This window comes from uncultured Tenacibaculum sp. (assembly GCF_947499065.1).
Taxonomy (GTDB): domain Bacteria; phylum Bacteroidota; class Bacteroidia; order Flavobacteriales; family Flavobacteriaceae; genus Polaribacter.
In genome coordinates this window covers 109,061-124,021 of sequence record NZ_CANMMT010000003.1, presented here as the reverse complement: position 1 = coordinate 124,021, position 14,961 = coordinate 109,061, and the positions used below count along the sequence as shown (strand labels likewise).

At 30.5% G+C, this 14,961-nt stretch carries 11 protein-coding genes; 2 read left to right on the top strand and 9 right to left on the bottom strand.

Annotated elements, in window-relative coordinates:
• Positions 1–11 precede the first annotated feature (11 nt).
• Together Q0958_RS08080 and Q0958_RS08075 are read right to left on the bottom strand one after the other, a co-directional pair.
• The gene (locus Q0958_RS08080) at positions 12–719 is read right to left on the bottom strand and encodes a DUF4197 domain-containing protein (RefSeq protein WP_299121949.1); all 708 of its coding nucleotides are present in this window, start codon (positions 717–719) and stop codon (positions 12–14) included.
• Positions 720–769: 50 nt separating this feature from the next.
• A complete protein-coding gene (locus Q0958_RS08075) occupies positions 770–934 on the bottom strand; it encodes a DUF5522 domain-containing protein (RefSeq protein WP_175578729.1) in 165 nt (54 codons plus the stop codon).
• Positions 935–1,037: 103 nt separating this feature from the next.
• Here Q0958_RS08075 and Q0958_RS08070 point away from each other — a divergent pair, with 103 nt between their 5' ends.
• A complete protein-coding gene (locus Q0958_RS08070) occupies positions 1,038–1,664 on the top strand; it encodes a hypothetical protein (protein WP_299121946.1) in 627 nt (208 codons plus the stop codon).
• Between the two features lie 68 nt (positions 1,665–1,732).
• Here the strand turns inward: Q0958_RS08070 and Q0958_RS08065 are convergent, their stop codons facing one another.
• From Q0958_RS08065 to hutH, 5 genes are all read right to left on the bottom strand, one after another.
• Positions 1,733–5,386: a M1 family aminopeptidase gene (locus Q0958_RS08065; protein ID WP_299121945.1), complete on the bottom strand. Its 3,654-nt coding sequence runs from the start codon at positions 5,384–5,386 to the stop codon at positions 1,733–1,735.
• Between the two features lie 22 nt (positions 5,387–5,408).
• Positions 5,409–6,296 (bottom strand): ABC transporter ATP-binding protein, encoded by an 888-nt coding sequence (locus Q0958_RS08060; RefSeq protein ID WP_299121944.1) that lies wholly within the window; start codon positions 6,294–6,296, stop codon positions 5,409–5,411.
• 139 nt (positions 6,297–6,435) lie between these two features.
• The gene (locus tag Q0958_RS08055) at positions 6,436–6,984 is read right to left on the bottom strand and encodes a DUF4136 domain-containing protein (protein WP_299121942.1); all 549 of its coding nucleotides are present in this window, start codon (positions 6,982–6,984) and stop codon (positions 6,436–6,438) included.
• An 11-nt stretch (positions 6,985–6,995) separates the two neighbouring features.
• The gene (locus Q0958_RS08050) at positions 6,996–8,990 is read right to left on the bottom strand and encodes a urocanate hydratase (protein WP_299121941.1); all 1,995 of its coding nucleotides are present in this window, start codon (positions 8,988–8,990) and stop codon (positions 6,996–6,998) included.
• Between the two features lie 12 nt (positions 8,991–9,002).
• A complete protein-coding gene (gene hutH / locus Q0958_RS08045) occupies positions 9,003–10,490 on the bottom strand; it encodes a histidine ammonia-lyase (RefSeq protein ID WP_299121939.1) in 1,488 nt (495 codons plus the stop codon).
• A 78-nt stretch (positions 10,491–10,568) separates the two neighbouring features.
• Here hutH and Q0958_RS08040 point away from each other — a divergent pair, with 78 nt between their 5' ends.
• The gene (locus Q0958_RS08040; protein WP_299121938.1) at positions 10,569–11,453 is read left to right on the top strand and encodes a LysR family transcriptional regulator; all 885 of its coding nucleotides are present in this window, start codon (positions 10,569–10,571) and stop codon (positions 11,451–11,453) included.
• A gap of 377 nt (positions 11,454–11,830) precedes the next feature.
• On the opposite strand, the gene Q0958_RS08030 is transcribed toward Q0958_RS08040, so the two are convergent.
• Positions 11,831–12,448, bottom strand: a complete 618-nt coding sequence (locus Q0958_RS08030; protein ID WP_299121936.1) for a DUF6134 family protein — start codon at positions 12,446–12,448, stop codon at positions 11,831–11,833.
• Between the two features lie 3 nt (positions 12,449–12,451).
• Complete coding sequence (locus tag Q0958_RS08025; protein WP_299121934.1) at positions 12,452–14,959, bottom strand: DUF5686 and carboxypeptidase-like regulatory domain-containing protein; 2,508 nt, start codon at positions 14,957–14,959, stop codon at positions 12,452–12,454.
• Positions 14,960–14,961: the final 2 nt, after the last annotated feature.

Below are 14,961 nucleotides of genomic sequence, written 5' to 3'. Positions count from 1 at the left end.
AATATATTATTTTATCTTTTATCTTGTAAAGCAAATACTTGACGTAATAATGCTGTATTACGTAAACCTACTTTTTCTCGTATTCCTTTTTCTTCCACTTCTATCATTGTAAAAACTCCATTTAGAGCTTGTGTCGTAACATAATCTGTTAAATCTGGATTTACTTTTTTTACAAACGGTATACTATTATATTTTGAGATTAAGTTCGTCCAAATTTTATCGGCACCTACTTTAGCAAAAGAGTTTTTAATTACCGGATTGAACTCAGTATATAATGCCCTATTTGTTTTTCCTGCTAAATAAACTGTAGCAGCATTTTGTTCTCCTAATAAAATATTTTTCGCATCATTAAAAGTTATTTCTTTTACTGCATTAACAAATATTGGTGTTGCTGTTTTTACTGCATCTTCTGCTGTTCTATTAATTGCTTTCAGCCCTTCATCTGCCAAATTACTTAAACCTATTTTACGTAATCCTTTATCTACTGCTTGCAATTCTTTTGGTAAAACAATTTTCACTAATTTATTTCTATAAAAACCATCTTTTGCTGTTAATTTTTTGACTTGGTTTTTTATTCCATTATCTAATGCTTGACGCAAACCATTTCCTATTTGCTCTTGAGATAATGTTCCTCCTTGTGGTAATTGATTTACTACCTTTTGCAACTCTGCGCATCCCGTTAATAAAACAACGAATGCTACTGCTATAATTTTTTTCATTTCTCTTTAATTTATATTTTTTTAGAAACAGTTATTTTATAAATGTCACTTTATTTAAAGCTATCTGTTTTTTTATCGTATCCATAAGGGCAATGCTTACAGCCATTTTTACAACAATAACCTCTTTTTAAATGATATTTTTCTGTAAATACTCTATACCCCTGTTCATTTAGGTAATAATCCTCTTCAGTAAGAGCTACTCTTCTATTATGCATGAATGCAAAAATAATTGTTTTTATTATTAATATAACTCCATGTAACAAAAAGCTTGCTAAATATACCTATATATAGTACTATTGAATACATTTTACAAACTCTATGGGATATACATTCATTTTAATTATTATTAGTTTAATAAGCATAGGCTTTTTAATTCTATTAAAAAAGAAACAACAAAAATCAGAAACCCTATCTTTTGTTTCAACTCTTCTAGCTACTCTTTTCGGTGTTCTATTAGCCGTTAACCTATCAAATAGAGAAAACCTTAAAAAAGAGAAAGCTGACACTGTTAAACTTTTAAAGTCTGCTAAAAATATTATTGATAATACTTTTGATTACACAAAAGGATTAGGAACTTATATTGATACTATTAAAAAAGATTCTAGTTACACCTCTAATCTTATTAATAAACTAAAATCAGACAATCCTATTCCTTATCCTGATTTAATGGAAAATATTATTTCTAACGAAGTTGTTTCTAAAAACATTTCTGAGTATAGTCATAATTTCATTTTTAGTAGTTTAATCAATTTAAGAAAAATAGCAAATTATAGCTCTATTGATACTTACAAGTTTTTATTGAAAGAACTTGAATTTATAATTGACCTTGAAATCAAATATCAAGAAAGAGAAATTGACGAAGAAGAACTTGAAAAAATGTACAATAAAGGGAAAGAAAGATTAGAAAAAGAGTTTCCACATGACAGTAAAATCATAATTGATTAATAATTTGGTAAAAAAGAAAGCGCCTTGTTATAATAACAAGGCGCTTTCTTTTTTACGTAAGTAGTACATTAAAGTTTTCTTCTATTGTCATCAGACTTTGTATCTATTAACTTGTTATAAGGGTCTACTCCTACTTCAACAGGTTTTTTATCTACAATTATCGAAACTTTATTATTTATCTGCGTTATTTTATGTTTTTTCAAATATAACTCAGTCTCTTTTTTCTTTCCATCCACTTCTTCTTCTCCAAAAATACCGATATCTACATAGTCAGCTAATTTTACAGATAATACTGGTTTTTTCATTTTTTCAGTTTTATATGTTAAAGTATCTCCTGCTTGCTCACCATAAAAACGTTTTCCTTTTTCGTCATTACGATATTTAGATACTTCAAACTCTATATCAACCTGGTACTTTCCATTCTCTAGCTCTTTAGATTCAACTTTAGTTACTCTATTTTTATACAAAGTAATCGTTTCAAACATATCTTTAATTACATATTGTAAACTATCTGGTGTTGCTTTCTTTATGTAATCAACCATTTCAATTGATGTTGTGTATGGTGCATCTTGAAATTTAACCTTTTCTACATATTCTTTTAAAGCATTATTTAGTTTATCCTCTCCTATATAATCGCTTAAAGCATAAAATACTAAAGATCCTTTTTGATAACGGATATACCCTTGTCCGTCGTTATACATTAATGCTTTTTCTCTTTTACGCTCAAAAGTACGTTGTTGTAAGTAATCGTCTAAGCTTTTCTTTAAGAACTTACGCATCTTCGTTTTCCCATATTCGTGTTCTAATACTTTTAACGACACGTATTCTGATAAACTTTCCGATAACATAGTTGCTCCTAAAACATCTGCTCCAATTACTTGGTGCGCCCACCATTGATGCGCTAATTCGTGAACTGTAATTGCAAATGGATAATCAACTCCTCCTTCATCTGTATCATCTACATCAGCAATAAAACCAACTGCTTCTGAGAATGGAATCGTATTTGGGAATGATTGCGCAAAGCTTCCTTCTGTTCTTGGGAATTCAATAATTCTAACCTGTCTGTGTTGATATGGACTAAAGTTTTTTGAATTATAATCTAACGATGCTTTTATTCCTTTAAACATTCTATCTAAGTTATACTCATGCCCTTTTTGATAATAGATTTCAAGATTTACATCATTCCACTTATCTTTTTTAATCTCGTATTTAGCTGAGTTAAATGCATAGAAATTTAGAATCTTACTGTCCATCTTATAATGGAAATAACGACGTCCATCTTTTGTCCATTCCTTTTGTAAATACCCAGGTGCAATAGCTATTTGATCTTCTGATGTTGAAACAGTAGCTTCAAAATCAATCCAATCTGAGTCTTTAGAAATATAAGTATCTCCTAAAGCTGTACTATCTGATGGATGTGGTCTTAACTCATTCTTTGGCAAACCAAATTTCTTTCTAGTTTCGTCATCTCTTAATTCTCCTGCTGAAGAATACCCTAATGATGGATAAATTCCACTATTTATAAATGTTCCATTTTCTAACACTGGTGAATGGTTTCGTAAAAATGTATTTGGCTTATTATGAACCGTAAATTTCAACTCTAAACTATCTCCTGGTTGTATTGGTGTTTTGAATTTATAAATATCAAAATTCTGAATTGTATCTTCCAGTACTAACGTATTTGGTTTATTAAACTCAAACGTACTTGGATAGTCGTTATGATTTAGGAAAACACTATCAATAGCTTCGTTTGTTTTGTTTATCATTTTATAAGTTCCAGAAGATTTAAAATCTCTTGTATCCGGGAAAATATTCATGTCTACATTTACAGCTACAATTCTAGGCTGTGCTTTTCCTTCGTACTTTTTATAATTCTTCTCCCAATCAACTCTTAACTGTTCTCTCTCTTTCGAAGATAAACGTGTATTTAACACATTGTTTTCATAATAAATTCTTCCTCCTAAGCCGAAAAACAAAAGAGTCAAAACAGATAAAACTGCAATTACTTTATAATTTAGACGCTTTTTTGCGATTTTTAATCTTTCTGCAAAAGAGAATGTTATTCCTCTCATCCAAAATAACTTTGCTAAAACCAATAGAATCAAACCACCTATAAACCAATAAATCTTATAAGCAAAATATCTATTAAATGAAGCCCCATATTCATTCATATCAGAATACTGATAATTAGAACCTTGGTTATATTTAAATACTGATTGTTCTATTCCCGCTAACGATAATAATGGTAACCCTATTAAAAAAACTAACAGTACAAACAATCCTAAATATTGGTTTTTAATTAACGTTTGAATCAACATTGCTAAGAAGGCCCAAATAACAAAATGGATAAACATTAGTATATATACCTCATAAAAATAGTGTCTTAATTCAAAATTATAATACCCTTTATATATTTGAAATAACACTCCAGCTACTACAATTACAGCTAATAATACAATTTGCATTTTTAAAATGGCAATAAATTTAGACACTATAAGTGTCCAGTTTTTTACTGGAGTTACATCTATTAAATGGTTGGTTTTTGCTATTTCTCCTCTTCGTATTAACATTCCTGCATATAAAAAAGTTAATAAATTTATAAAGAAGGTAAATACAGTTCCTGGTAATAATAACATTTGCCAAGTAGTAGGATAGGTTTTAGTTCCAAACAATTCTCCTGCTGTCTGAGCAAACACTAATAATGATATCAAACCAACTAATAAAATGGCAATAAATGGCCAACTCTTGAAGATATATTTAAAATCTATATTTGATAATTTCCAAGTAGTTTTTAAATCATTTATAAATGAATAATCATAAGTAACTTTAGGTAACTCTATACGAGTAATTCCTCCAAAGTTGTGCTTTATAATACGTTCTCCTTTACTCTTTTTAAAACTAAACGTAAATGCACTTTGAGTAAATGAGAATAATTTATAAACTCCTGCTAGTATAACACTTGCTATTCCCAACCATAATAATCGGTTATAAATGATAACTCCTTTAAATGGTAACATTAATTCATTTTGTTCTGCCACTGTCCAATAACGTGTATAATAATTTGCCGCTTGTGAACCGAAAGGATCAAATAAAGCTGACCAAAAACGATTATCAGGATTTGATAAAAAGCTTTCCGCTACACCTTGAACAAACATTAATAAAACAACTGTTATAAAACCCGCTGCAATGTTTCTAGTAAACGTAACCACTCCAAATACAATAGCTCCAAATAACAATACGTTTGGTATAATATATATTAGATAAGAATGTGCATACGCTGAAAAGTTAAAAGCGCCAACTATCTCTTGATTTGTTCCTGGTAATCGAAAACCTAAGAACAATCCTATACCTGCTACTAAAATAATTAAGAGTACAACTACAAAAGAACTTAAAAACTTAGCCGATAAATAATTCGTTTTGTTAAATGGATAAGAATATAAAATAGAATGCATCTCACTTTTATAATCTCTATATACCGAAATTCCTATTATTGATGGAAATAAAAAGAATAAAAAAGTTGTCATTCCATTAAACAGCCCATTAATTGCCGTAGGTGAGTTTACAATAATAGATGAACCAGTTGTAGACCTAAAAGAATCAAAAAAACCTGCCGAATTTGCTGATAATAATAATGCTAACAAAAAGAAAATTGCAGCATAGATATAAGTGGCTGGCTTCTTAAACCAGTAATTTAACTCGTGTTTAAATATTGTGTAAAACATGTGTTTTTAGTTTAGAAATTGATTAAACTGCTACTGGTTGATCTTCTTTTAATGCTAAAAAGTACACATCATCTAACTGTGGTGTAGCCTCTTTAAAATCTTCAGCTGGTTTTATTTCTGAAAACACACGTACATTTAATGTATTGTCTTGGTTATAGTTTGAAGATAGTACGTTGTATGTAGCTTCTGTTTGCTCTAACGCTTCTCTATCAATAATTTTAGTCCAAATTTGTCCTTCAATTTCTTTTGTAGCCTCAGTTGGCGTTGTATGTTTTAAAATACGTCCTCCGTTTAGAATCGCCATTTCTTTACATAATTCTTTTACGTCTTCTACGATATGCGTTGAAAAAATAACTGTACAATTGGTTCCTACTTCTCTTAGCACATTTAAAAATCGGTGACGCTCTGCCGGGTCTAATCCTGCTGTTGGCTCATCTACTATAATTAATTTGGGGTTATTTAATAATAATTGCGCTATTCCGAAACGTTGTTTCATACCTCCTGAATATCCTGCTACGTATTTTTTACGTACTTCATATAAATTGGTAATCTCTAATACTTCTCTCACCAATTTTTCACGATCTGATTTTGAAGCAATTCCTTTTAATGTTGCGAAATAATCTAATAAATCTTCTGCTGACATTTTTGGGTACACTCCAAATGATTGTGGTAAATACCCCAGTACTTTTCGCAATGCCATTTTATCTTCTAAAACATTAATATCTCCAAAAGTAATAGTTCCAGAATCTGGACTTTGTAATGTAGAAATAGTACGCATTAATGAAGACTTCCCTGCTCCATTTGGTCCTAATAATCCAAACATTCCTGTTCCGATTTCTAAATTTAAACCATCAATAGCTTTTACACCATTCTTATAGGTTTTTGTCAAATTCTCTATAACTAACTTCATACTTTTTGGTTTTGTAATTTTAATGATTTACATATCAGTAGACTTGATTAATAGTTTGTTACATTTTTTTAAACTTTTTTTAACAAAAAAAGCATCAAATATTCTATTTGATGCTTTTTGTTTTTTATTTCTTATTTAATTACTTCTTACTCCCTGGAGGATACTTAGCCATAATTTCTTTTACAAACTCTTTAATTCTGGCTTCTTTTTTCTCCATATTGGTAATTTTTAATGCTCCAGTTCCAATTCCTTGCCAAACTAACTCTTTATTCTTCGCATCAATAATATCTAAAAATAATGTTCCTTCTGTATACTGGTTTACGTTTAAACGATTGGCTCCTCCCCACATCCATGGATTCCAGCCCCAACCATAACCCCAGCCCCAGCCGTAGTTAACATCATTAATATTGATACGCTCTCTAGATTTGGTAAACAAACTAACTAATACATCTGGATTAGATGACTTAGTCATACCTTTTGCTACTAATTCAGCTTCAACGGCACGCATAATTCTCTTCTTATCTAAGTCAGAGATAGGTGCTTTATCAATTCCTGTTTTATAAAACGCAAATGTTTTATAGTCATTAAAATTTACTTTAGTATCGTAATCTGTAGCTACTTTCACACTACTACAAGAAACAATAAACAAAGTAATCATTGGTAAAAAAAGTAATTTCGATATCTTCATTTTCTTAGGGTTTATACATTTTCTAATAATGCATCATCCACTAAGTTTGGTAAAGTTACTTTTAGGTTTGGCTCGACGTCCATGGCACGTTTAATAGCAAAAACTGCTTCTTCATTTCTTGCCCAACTACGACGTGCTATTCCGTTATTTACATCCCAAAAAAGCATTGATTTTAAGCGTCTTGATGCATCTAAACTACCATCAAGAAGCATGCCAAATCCTCCATTCATAACTTCACCCCATCCTACTCCACCTCCATTGTGGATTGAGACCCATGTAGCTCCTCTAAAACTATCTCCAATTACGTTGTGAATAGCCATATCTGCGGTATAACGAGACCCATCGTAAATATTTGAAGTTTCACGGTATGGAGAATCTGTTCCTGATACATCGTGATGATCACGACCTAACACAACTGGACCTATTTCACCTCTCTCAATAGCGTCATTAAATGCTTGTGCTATTTTCATTCTTCCTTCAGCATCTGCATATAAAATTCGTGCCTGAGAACCTACTACTAATTTGTTTTCCTGAGCTCCTTTAATCCACTGAATATTGTCAGCCATTTGTTGCTGAATTTCTTCTGGTGAATGTTTTCTTATTTCTTCTAATACATTACAAGCTATCTCATCTGTTTTAGCTAAATCTTCTGGTTTTCCTGAAGCACATACCCAACGAAATGGCCCAAAACCATAATCAAAACACATTGGCCCCATAATATCCTGTACATAACTTGGATATTTAAACTCTCTACCTAATGTAGGGTTTGGATTCATTACATCTGCTCCTGCTCTACTTGCTTCTAATAAAAATGCATTTCCATAATCAAAGAAATAGGTACCTTTAACTGTGTGCTTATTAATAGCTGCTGCATGACGACGTAGTGTTTCTTGTACTTTCTCTTTAAACAACTCTGGATTATTTGCCATCATATCATTTGATTCTTCAAATGACTGATCAACTGGATAATATCCTCCTGCCCATGGATTATGCAATGATGTTTGGTCTGATCCTAAATCAATATGTACATTCTCTTCTGCAAACTTCTCCCAAACCTCTACTATATTTCCTAAATAAGCTATTGAAACGACTTCCTCATTTACTTTAGCTTCTTTAACTCTCTTCACTAATTCATCTAAATCGGTAATTTTTTCATCTATCCAACCTTGATCTAAACGTATTTGTGTAATCTTAGGGTTTACCTCTGCACAAACGGTAATACATCCTGCTATATTTCCAGCTTTAGGCTGTGCTCCACTCATTCCTCCTAAACCAGCAGTAACAAACAAACCTCCTTTTGGTGATTTTCCTATCTTTCTAAATCCATTCAACACTGTAATTGTTGTTCCATGTACAATTCCTTGTGGACCTATATACATATAACTTCCTGCTGTCATTTGCCCATATTGAGTAACTCCTAAAGCATTGAATTTTTCCCAATCATCTGGTTTTGAATAATTAGGTATCATCATTCCATTTGTAACTACAACTCTTGGTGCATCTTTATGAGATGGAAATAATCCCATTGGATGTCCTGAGTACATTACTAAAGTTTGCTCATCTGTCATTTCAGATAAATACTTCATTGTTAGTAAATATTGAGCCCAGTTAGAAAATACTGCTCCATTTCCTCCATAAGTAATTAACTCATGTGGATGTTGCGCTACTGCATAATCTAAATTATTCTGAATCATTAACATAATAGCTTTCGCTTGTAACGATTTTCCTGGGTATTCTTCAATATCACGTGCATGCATTTTGTAAGTAGGACGGAAACGATACATATAAATACGTCCATACTTTTCTAACTCCTCAGCAAACTCTGGTAATAATACCTCATGGTGTTCTTTATCAAAATAACGTAATGCGTTTCTTAGCGCTAATTTTTTCTCCTCTGCGGTTAAAATTTCTTTACGCTTAGGCGCTCTATTTATTGATGAATCGTATACTGGAATTTCTGGTAATTCATTTGGAATCCCTTGTTGTATTTGTTCTTTGAATGTCATAATAATTTCTTTTTACGCTACTTTAAATTCTTGATTTTTAACCATTACTACCAAAGCATTAATATCATCTTTTAATACTCTATCCTCCTCTAATTTAGCTACTTTATTTCTAATCAGTTTAAAATTTTCTTCTATAATTGATGAAAACCTATTTGGTCTTCTAAAGTCCATTGCTTGTGCAGCATACATAAACTCTATTGCTAATATTTTATCTAAATTTCCTAAAATTTGGTTGAATTTTCTTCCCGAAATACTTCCCATAGAAACATGATCTTCCTGACCTAATGAGGTAGGTACACTATCTGCCGACGGTGGAAAACACAATGATTTATTTTCAGTTACTAAAGCCGCTGTAGTATATTGAGGAATCATAAATCCTGAATTCAATCCGCCAGCTGTAGTTAATAATCTAGGTAAACCGTATTTTCCTTCTAATAACAAGTATGAACGTCTATCTGAAATATTACCTAACTCAGCAACTGCGATTGATGCATAGTCTAACACCATTGCTAAAGGTTGTCCATGGAAATTCCCTCCTGATATCGCTTCTGTTTCACTTAATACAATTGGGTTATCTGTTACAGAATTCATTTCTATCTCAGCCATTTCATTTAAATGATTGTAAGCATTTCTTGATGCTCCATGCACTTGTGGCATACAACGAATAGAATATGGATCTTGTACTCTTGGAAAGCTAGTATCTTCTGCATTTTGAGAATCTTTTAAAAGCATTCTCATGCGTTCTGCTACTTTTAAATTTCCTTCAAATGGACGTATTTTATGTAACTCTTCTTTAAATGGTGATACATTACCCGAATAGCCCTCTAAAGTCATAGCTCCAGCAACATCAGCCAAATCTAACAAATACTCCATTTTTTTCAAACCAAGGATAGCATGTGCCAAAATAAACTGTGTTCCGTTTATTAATCCTAAACCTTCTTTAGCTTGCAGTACTAAAGGTTCTAAACCTTTAGCTTCTAAAACTTTTTTTGCTGATTCTATACTATCTCCTATCCAAAATTCTCCTTCTCCTAACAATGGTAAAAATAGGTGAGATAATGGAGCTAAATCTCCAGAAGCTCCTACTGAACCTTGCTCTGGAACTACTGGCAACAAATCATTTTCAATAAAATATACGATACGTTCTATCATTTCTAAACGTACTCCTGAAAATCCTTGACATAACGCATGTACTTTACATATCATCATTATTTTAGATAACTTTTTATCTATAGGATTCCCTACTCCAACCGCATGTGTGATTAATAAGTTTTCTTGTAACTTACTAGTCTCTTCTGGTGTAATTTGCACGTCACATAATGGACCAAAACCTGTATTTATACCATAAATAGCGGCATCAGAATTTGCCATTTTATCAACCTTCCCTCTACATACATTTACTTTATCTTTAGCTTCAGATGTTATTTCTGCTTTTAAAGTTCCTTCGGCAATTGCAATTACTTTGTCTACCGTTAAGTGATCTATTCCGTATTTAAACATGTCTATTATTTCATTTTTTACAAAGTTATTTTTAATTTTGATAACCAACAATATCAATTAAATCATCAATTAATAACTATGAGTTATCAAATAGAATTAAGACACTTTAGATATTTTTTGGCTGTTGCTGAAGACTTACACTTTAGGAAAGCTGCGGAACGTCTTTTTATTTCGCAGCCAGGTTTAAGTAGACAAATTAAACAAATGGAGGACGATTTAGGTGTCGAATTATTTGTGAGACATAACAGAAAAGTTGAATTGACTTCTGCGGGTTTATATCTTAAAAATGAACTTACAAGAAATCTGAAAAACTTAGATAACATTTTAGATTATGCAAAGCTTCTTCAAGACGGCAAACAAGGTAAGTTAGAATTTGGTTATGTTGGTTCTGCTATGCAAGATATTATCCCTAACCTATTAATTCAATTTAAAAAGGAGCACCCAAACGTACAATTTGGATTAAAAGAAATGGATAATCAGAAGCAAATTGAAAGTTTACTTTCTCATGACATTGACGTTGGCTTTGTACGTTTAGATAGAGTTCCAAGAGGTTTAAATATTAAACCTCTTTTAAAAGAATCTTTCTGCTTAGTATTACCCAAAAACCATCCAATAAATGCTTCTAACTTTAAAGGTTTACAAGAATTAAAAGATGAATCTTTTATTTTATTCGACCCTTCTTATAGTCCTTCTTATTATGAAAAAATAATGCAAATCTTTGATGAGAGTGGCTTTACTCCCATTGTTTCTCATAATACAATTCACGCTGCTTCTATTTACAAATTAGTTGAAAATAATTTTGGCTTATCTATTGTTCCTAAGTCACTCCAAAAAGGATATAATATGAATGTAAAATTTATTGAACTCCATAAAATACCTCAACGAACAACACTTTCGGTTGTATGGGATAAAAATAATAGAAACCCCATTGTGGCTTCTCTTATAGAAAAGATTACTACTTAAAAACACTCTTTTCATTCTTATAAAATATAAAATGGTTATTTTTACAGCATAATCTTATCATGATTTTTATCTCTAAACATATTATCCCGAAAGGGTTCATTGGGCTAACCTTATATCCTTTTATTTTTTTGAAAAGAAAAGATTTAAGATATAACTACGAGTTAATTAATCATGAAAAAATTCATTTAAGACAACAACAGGAATTACTTATTATTTTCTTTTTTTTGTTTTACATTATTGAATGGCTAGTTAAGTTGATTATTTATAAAAATCGTCATCTAGCTTATAAAAATTTAAGCTTCGAACGAGAAGCTTATTTAAACGAAACGAATCTATATTATTTAGAAAAAAGAAAATTTTGGAGCTTTATTCATTACTTATAATTTTCCTAATTGCTTTTTTTTCGTTTTTAAAATCATTTCAAAATTGAATAAGGTTTTTCGAACTATGCACTTTTTCAAAATTCCTTCCTTATTGTATATATAAGTATCTTTATGCCTGCTATTGGGGTTAATTAAATCAAACTTATTTTCACTTATTTTTGCCATTGTTTTATAAAAACCTCCTACTTCTTCAAAAACTCTTTCGTTATTTTTTGGTTTATGATACGTTAACATTATAGTACTCATAAATATGGGTTTATCATGAAATGTTTCTTTACCATCGGTTACTATAAAGTATTTATCCTTTTTATATTCTAAAACTGCTTTTTCTCTAGTTTTCTTATTTTTTTTCACTTCATAAAAACTCTTTTGCAAAACATCATTTTCATACACAGTTTCCATAAAAGTTGAAATTTCTTTTTTTCCAAAAAAGCGAATTGATGAAAAGGAACTAGTTTTATAAACAGTTTTAGTTCCTTTTTGAGTTCTATTGGCTGTAACAGTTCCTATTTTTTTTCCAAAAACCTTTACATCATAGATGTATTCTTGTCCGTACAATGTAGCACTTGCTAAAAACAGTACAATAATTATTAGTTCAATTTTTGTTTTCATAAGTTAAAATGATGTTTTAAAGCCAACTCGTATCCCAAAACCTGGGCTTACTGGTCCGTTTACATTTTTAAAATCTCCTCTCCAAATAAAATCAACACGTAAGGGTCTTAAATTCCCATAACCTATATTTTCTATTCCAAAACCATATTCGAAATATGGTTTCCTATTTGGTGCTACATATTTTATTGTTGATCTATTTATCTTTTTATTTTTATCGGAAATACTCCCATAAACCGCTCTAAAAGTTAGTAAACTTCTCAACCCTAATTTTTTAATTAGAGGAATACGGTTAAAAATCAAACCATTAAAATGCTGTTCAAAATGTCCTTCAATTGAGCTATCCGCTACAAAATCATAATAATCTAACAAGGCAAATGTATTGGGCGTTAAAAAGTAAGTTTGATTTGAAGGTACTGCTGTTAATACTGATAATGGTGTTTTTCCAAATGTTTTTGCTGCTATAATAGTTGGATCAAATACTCCAAACTTTCCTACTGGTATTGGATGATTATATAATATTGACAACTTTTCATAATCTACATTTCCTCCAAAAACTCCCCTATAAGCCTTTTTATAATTTATAAGTAATTTCGGATGTAATTTCGTTCCTAATTGCCTATCAACTCCAAAACCTTCTGTTATTCTTCCTGGCTGATAGCTTAAATAAAAATCGGAATACACATCTTTAGTTACATTTATTGTTTGATTCTTTTTCTGATCAAAAAATGCCATAGAAAAACGTTTGGGATCTGCTGAAGTTATTTTCTCATGAGCCAACTTAATTCCCATATTAAAGTTTTTAGCTACCTCCACATCAAATCGGAACATTTTCTTTTTCACTTTCGCTAAAAAATAATTGTTTCCTCTTACAAAAACTGCCTTTGGCCCCTTATCTGGTTGTGGTATTAAATCTCTTTCATTAAATCTAGTAAACCCCATTTGTTCAACATCATCCATATAAGCTGCTCCTATAATTATTCTTGGTTTTGACGAAATCAAATACCTACCTTCTAGACCATATTTAAACTTTTTATCTTTAAAACCATAAGCTCCATAACCTAATAATTTCATTCGATCATTATTAGTTCTAAAAGTTCTAAAACCTAATCTTAGCCTAATTCCCTCTACATCATTTCTTGCTGTTGTAGTAAATAAATTTCCTAACTGAATTCCTGTAATTGGTGTAAAATAACCATCAGATAATGTATATATAGTACCTGTTATCTTTTTTACTTTACTACTAGATTTTACTTTATTTACAAGCTTAAATGTGTTTTTTGTTGTTTCATCTTGCTTTTTATCCCAATAAGTATCAGATTTTTTAAATTGATTGGCTGAATTTTGAACTATTTTCACATCATAAAAAGCTGCCGATTTTTCTCTATCAAAAACATATTTTGAGAACTTTTCTTTCTTTACCAAATAAATACCCTTTTCTCTATTATTCTTTGTCAAAAAAGTGAATTCTCCTTTATATTTATTTGTTTTCGGCAAATAAATACTGTCGTTTTTTAATAAAAATGTTTTTTCTATTGATAAGTCTCTAACAAAATTCAGATTTACATCTTTTAAAATTTCCATATCAATAGAAGTTAAAGCAAAGCTTTTATCGGCAACTTTCATGTGACCTTTGAATACCAAATCTCCTTTTTGTCGAGGAAAAAAATGAATGGTATATTCTTTTCTATTATTTACAATTGAACTATCTGATAATACATAATCATAGCTTCCAAAACCTGTTGTTGAAATTGGGCTGATAAAGGTTTTATCTAAAATAAATACATTATCATTATATACATCTATTTCTTGAAAAATAGTAGTAGCTCTATCTACATATTTCCCTAATTGATGTATTCCTATTTTTCGTTCTCCTTCAACATCTCTTCTTTCTTTGTGTAATAAATTATTTCCATAAACTTTTTCACTTTTTTCTATAAACTCTACTGGTAAATAATAGGTATCATTATCATAGTTTTTTTGCACATTATCTTTTAAATCCTGAAACTTTTTACGTAAAACTTTACGTACAAAAGCACTATCCATATTTCCAAAACCAAGCTCTCTTGAATTATACTGATCATATTGATACGACCTAACCAATGAAAGTCCATTTTTTTTCTTCTTTTTCCAGATTTCTTTTAATATTCGATACGCTGGGTTTTCTTCTTTCTTAACTCTCTTTTTTGGTCGCTTAACGATTACAACTTCTTCTAAAGTAGTATTGTCTTCTTTTAGTGTAACCTTTATCCCATTCGTTATCCTATCCTTCAATTCAATTTCTTGAGTTTGAAAACCTAGAAAAACAATTGATATTACTGATTGCTTTTTAGCACTTTGTATATAAAACTCTCCTTTTTCATCACTTACTGTACCTATGGTAGTTCCTTTAAAAAAAACATTTACATAAGGTAAAGGTTCATTATTCTCATCTAAAATTTTACCACTAACTTTTGTCTGTGCACTCAATGCAGTGTATATGAAAATAAACACTACTACTAACCTCATCTTCATCC

Excerpts from the sequence above, each read along its gene's own strand:
- Q0958_RS08070 (WP_299121946.1), top strand. The coding sequence starts at position 1,038 with ATGGGATATACATTCATTTTAATTATTATTAGTTTAATAAGCATAGGC.
- Q0958_RS08065 (WP_299121945.1), bottom strand. The coding sequence starts at position 5,386 with ATGTTTTACACAATATTTAAACACGAGTTAAATTACTGGTTTAAGAAG.
- Q0958_RS08060 (WP_299121944.1), bottom strand. The coding sequence starts at position 6,296 with ATGAAGTTAGTTATAGAGAATTTGACAAAAACCTATAAGAATGGTGTA.
- hutH (WP_299121939.1), bottom strand. The coding sequence starts at position 10,490 with ATGTTTAAATACGGAATAGATCACTTAACGGTAGACAAAGTAATTGCA.
- Q0958_RS08075 (WP_175578729.1), bottom strand. The coding sequence starts at position 934 with ATGCATAATAGAAGAGTAGCTCTTACTGAAGAGGATTATTACCTAAAT.
- Q0958_RS08055 (WP_299121942.1), bottom strand. The coding sequence starts at position 6,984 with ATGAAGATATCGAAATTACTTTTTTTACCAATGATTACTTTGTTTATT.
- Q0958_RS08080 (WP_299121949.1), bottom strand. The coding sequence starts at position 719 with ATGAAAAAAATTATAGCAGTAGCATTCGTTGTTTTATTAACGGGATGC.
- Q0958_RS08030 (WP_299121936.1), bottom strand. The coding sequence starts at position 12,448 with ATGAAAACAAAAATTGAACTAATAATTATTGTACTGTTTTTAGCAAGT.
- Q0958_RS08040 (WP_299121938.1), top strand. The coding sequence starts at position 10,569 with ATGAGTTATCAAATAGAATTAAGACACTTTAGATATTTTTTGGCTGTT.
- Q0958_RS08025 (WP_299121934.1), bottom strand. The coding sequence starts at position 14,959 with ATGAAGATGAGGTTAGTAGTAGTGTTTATTTTCATATACACTGCATTG.
- Q0958_RS08050 (WP_299121941.1), bottom strand. The coding sequence starts at position 8,990 with ATGACATTCAAAGAACAAATACAACAAGGGATTCCAAATGAATTACCA.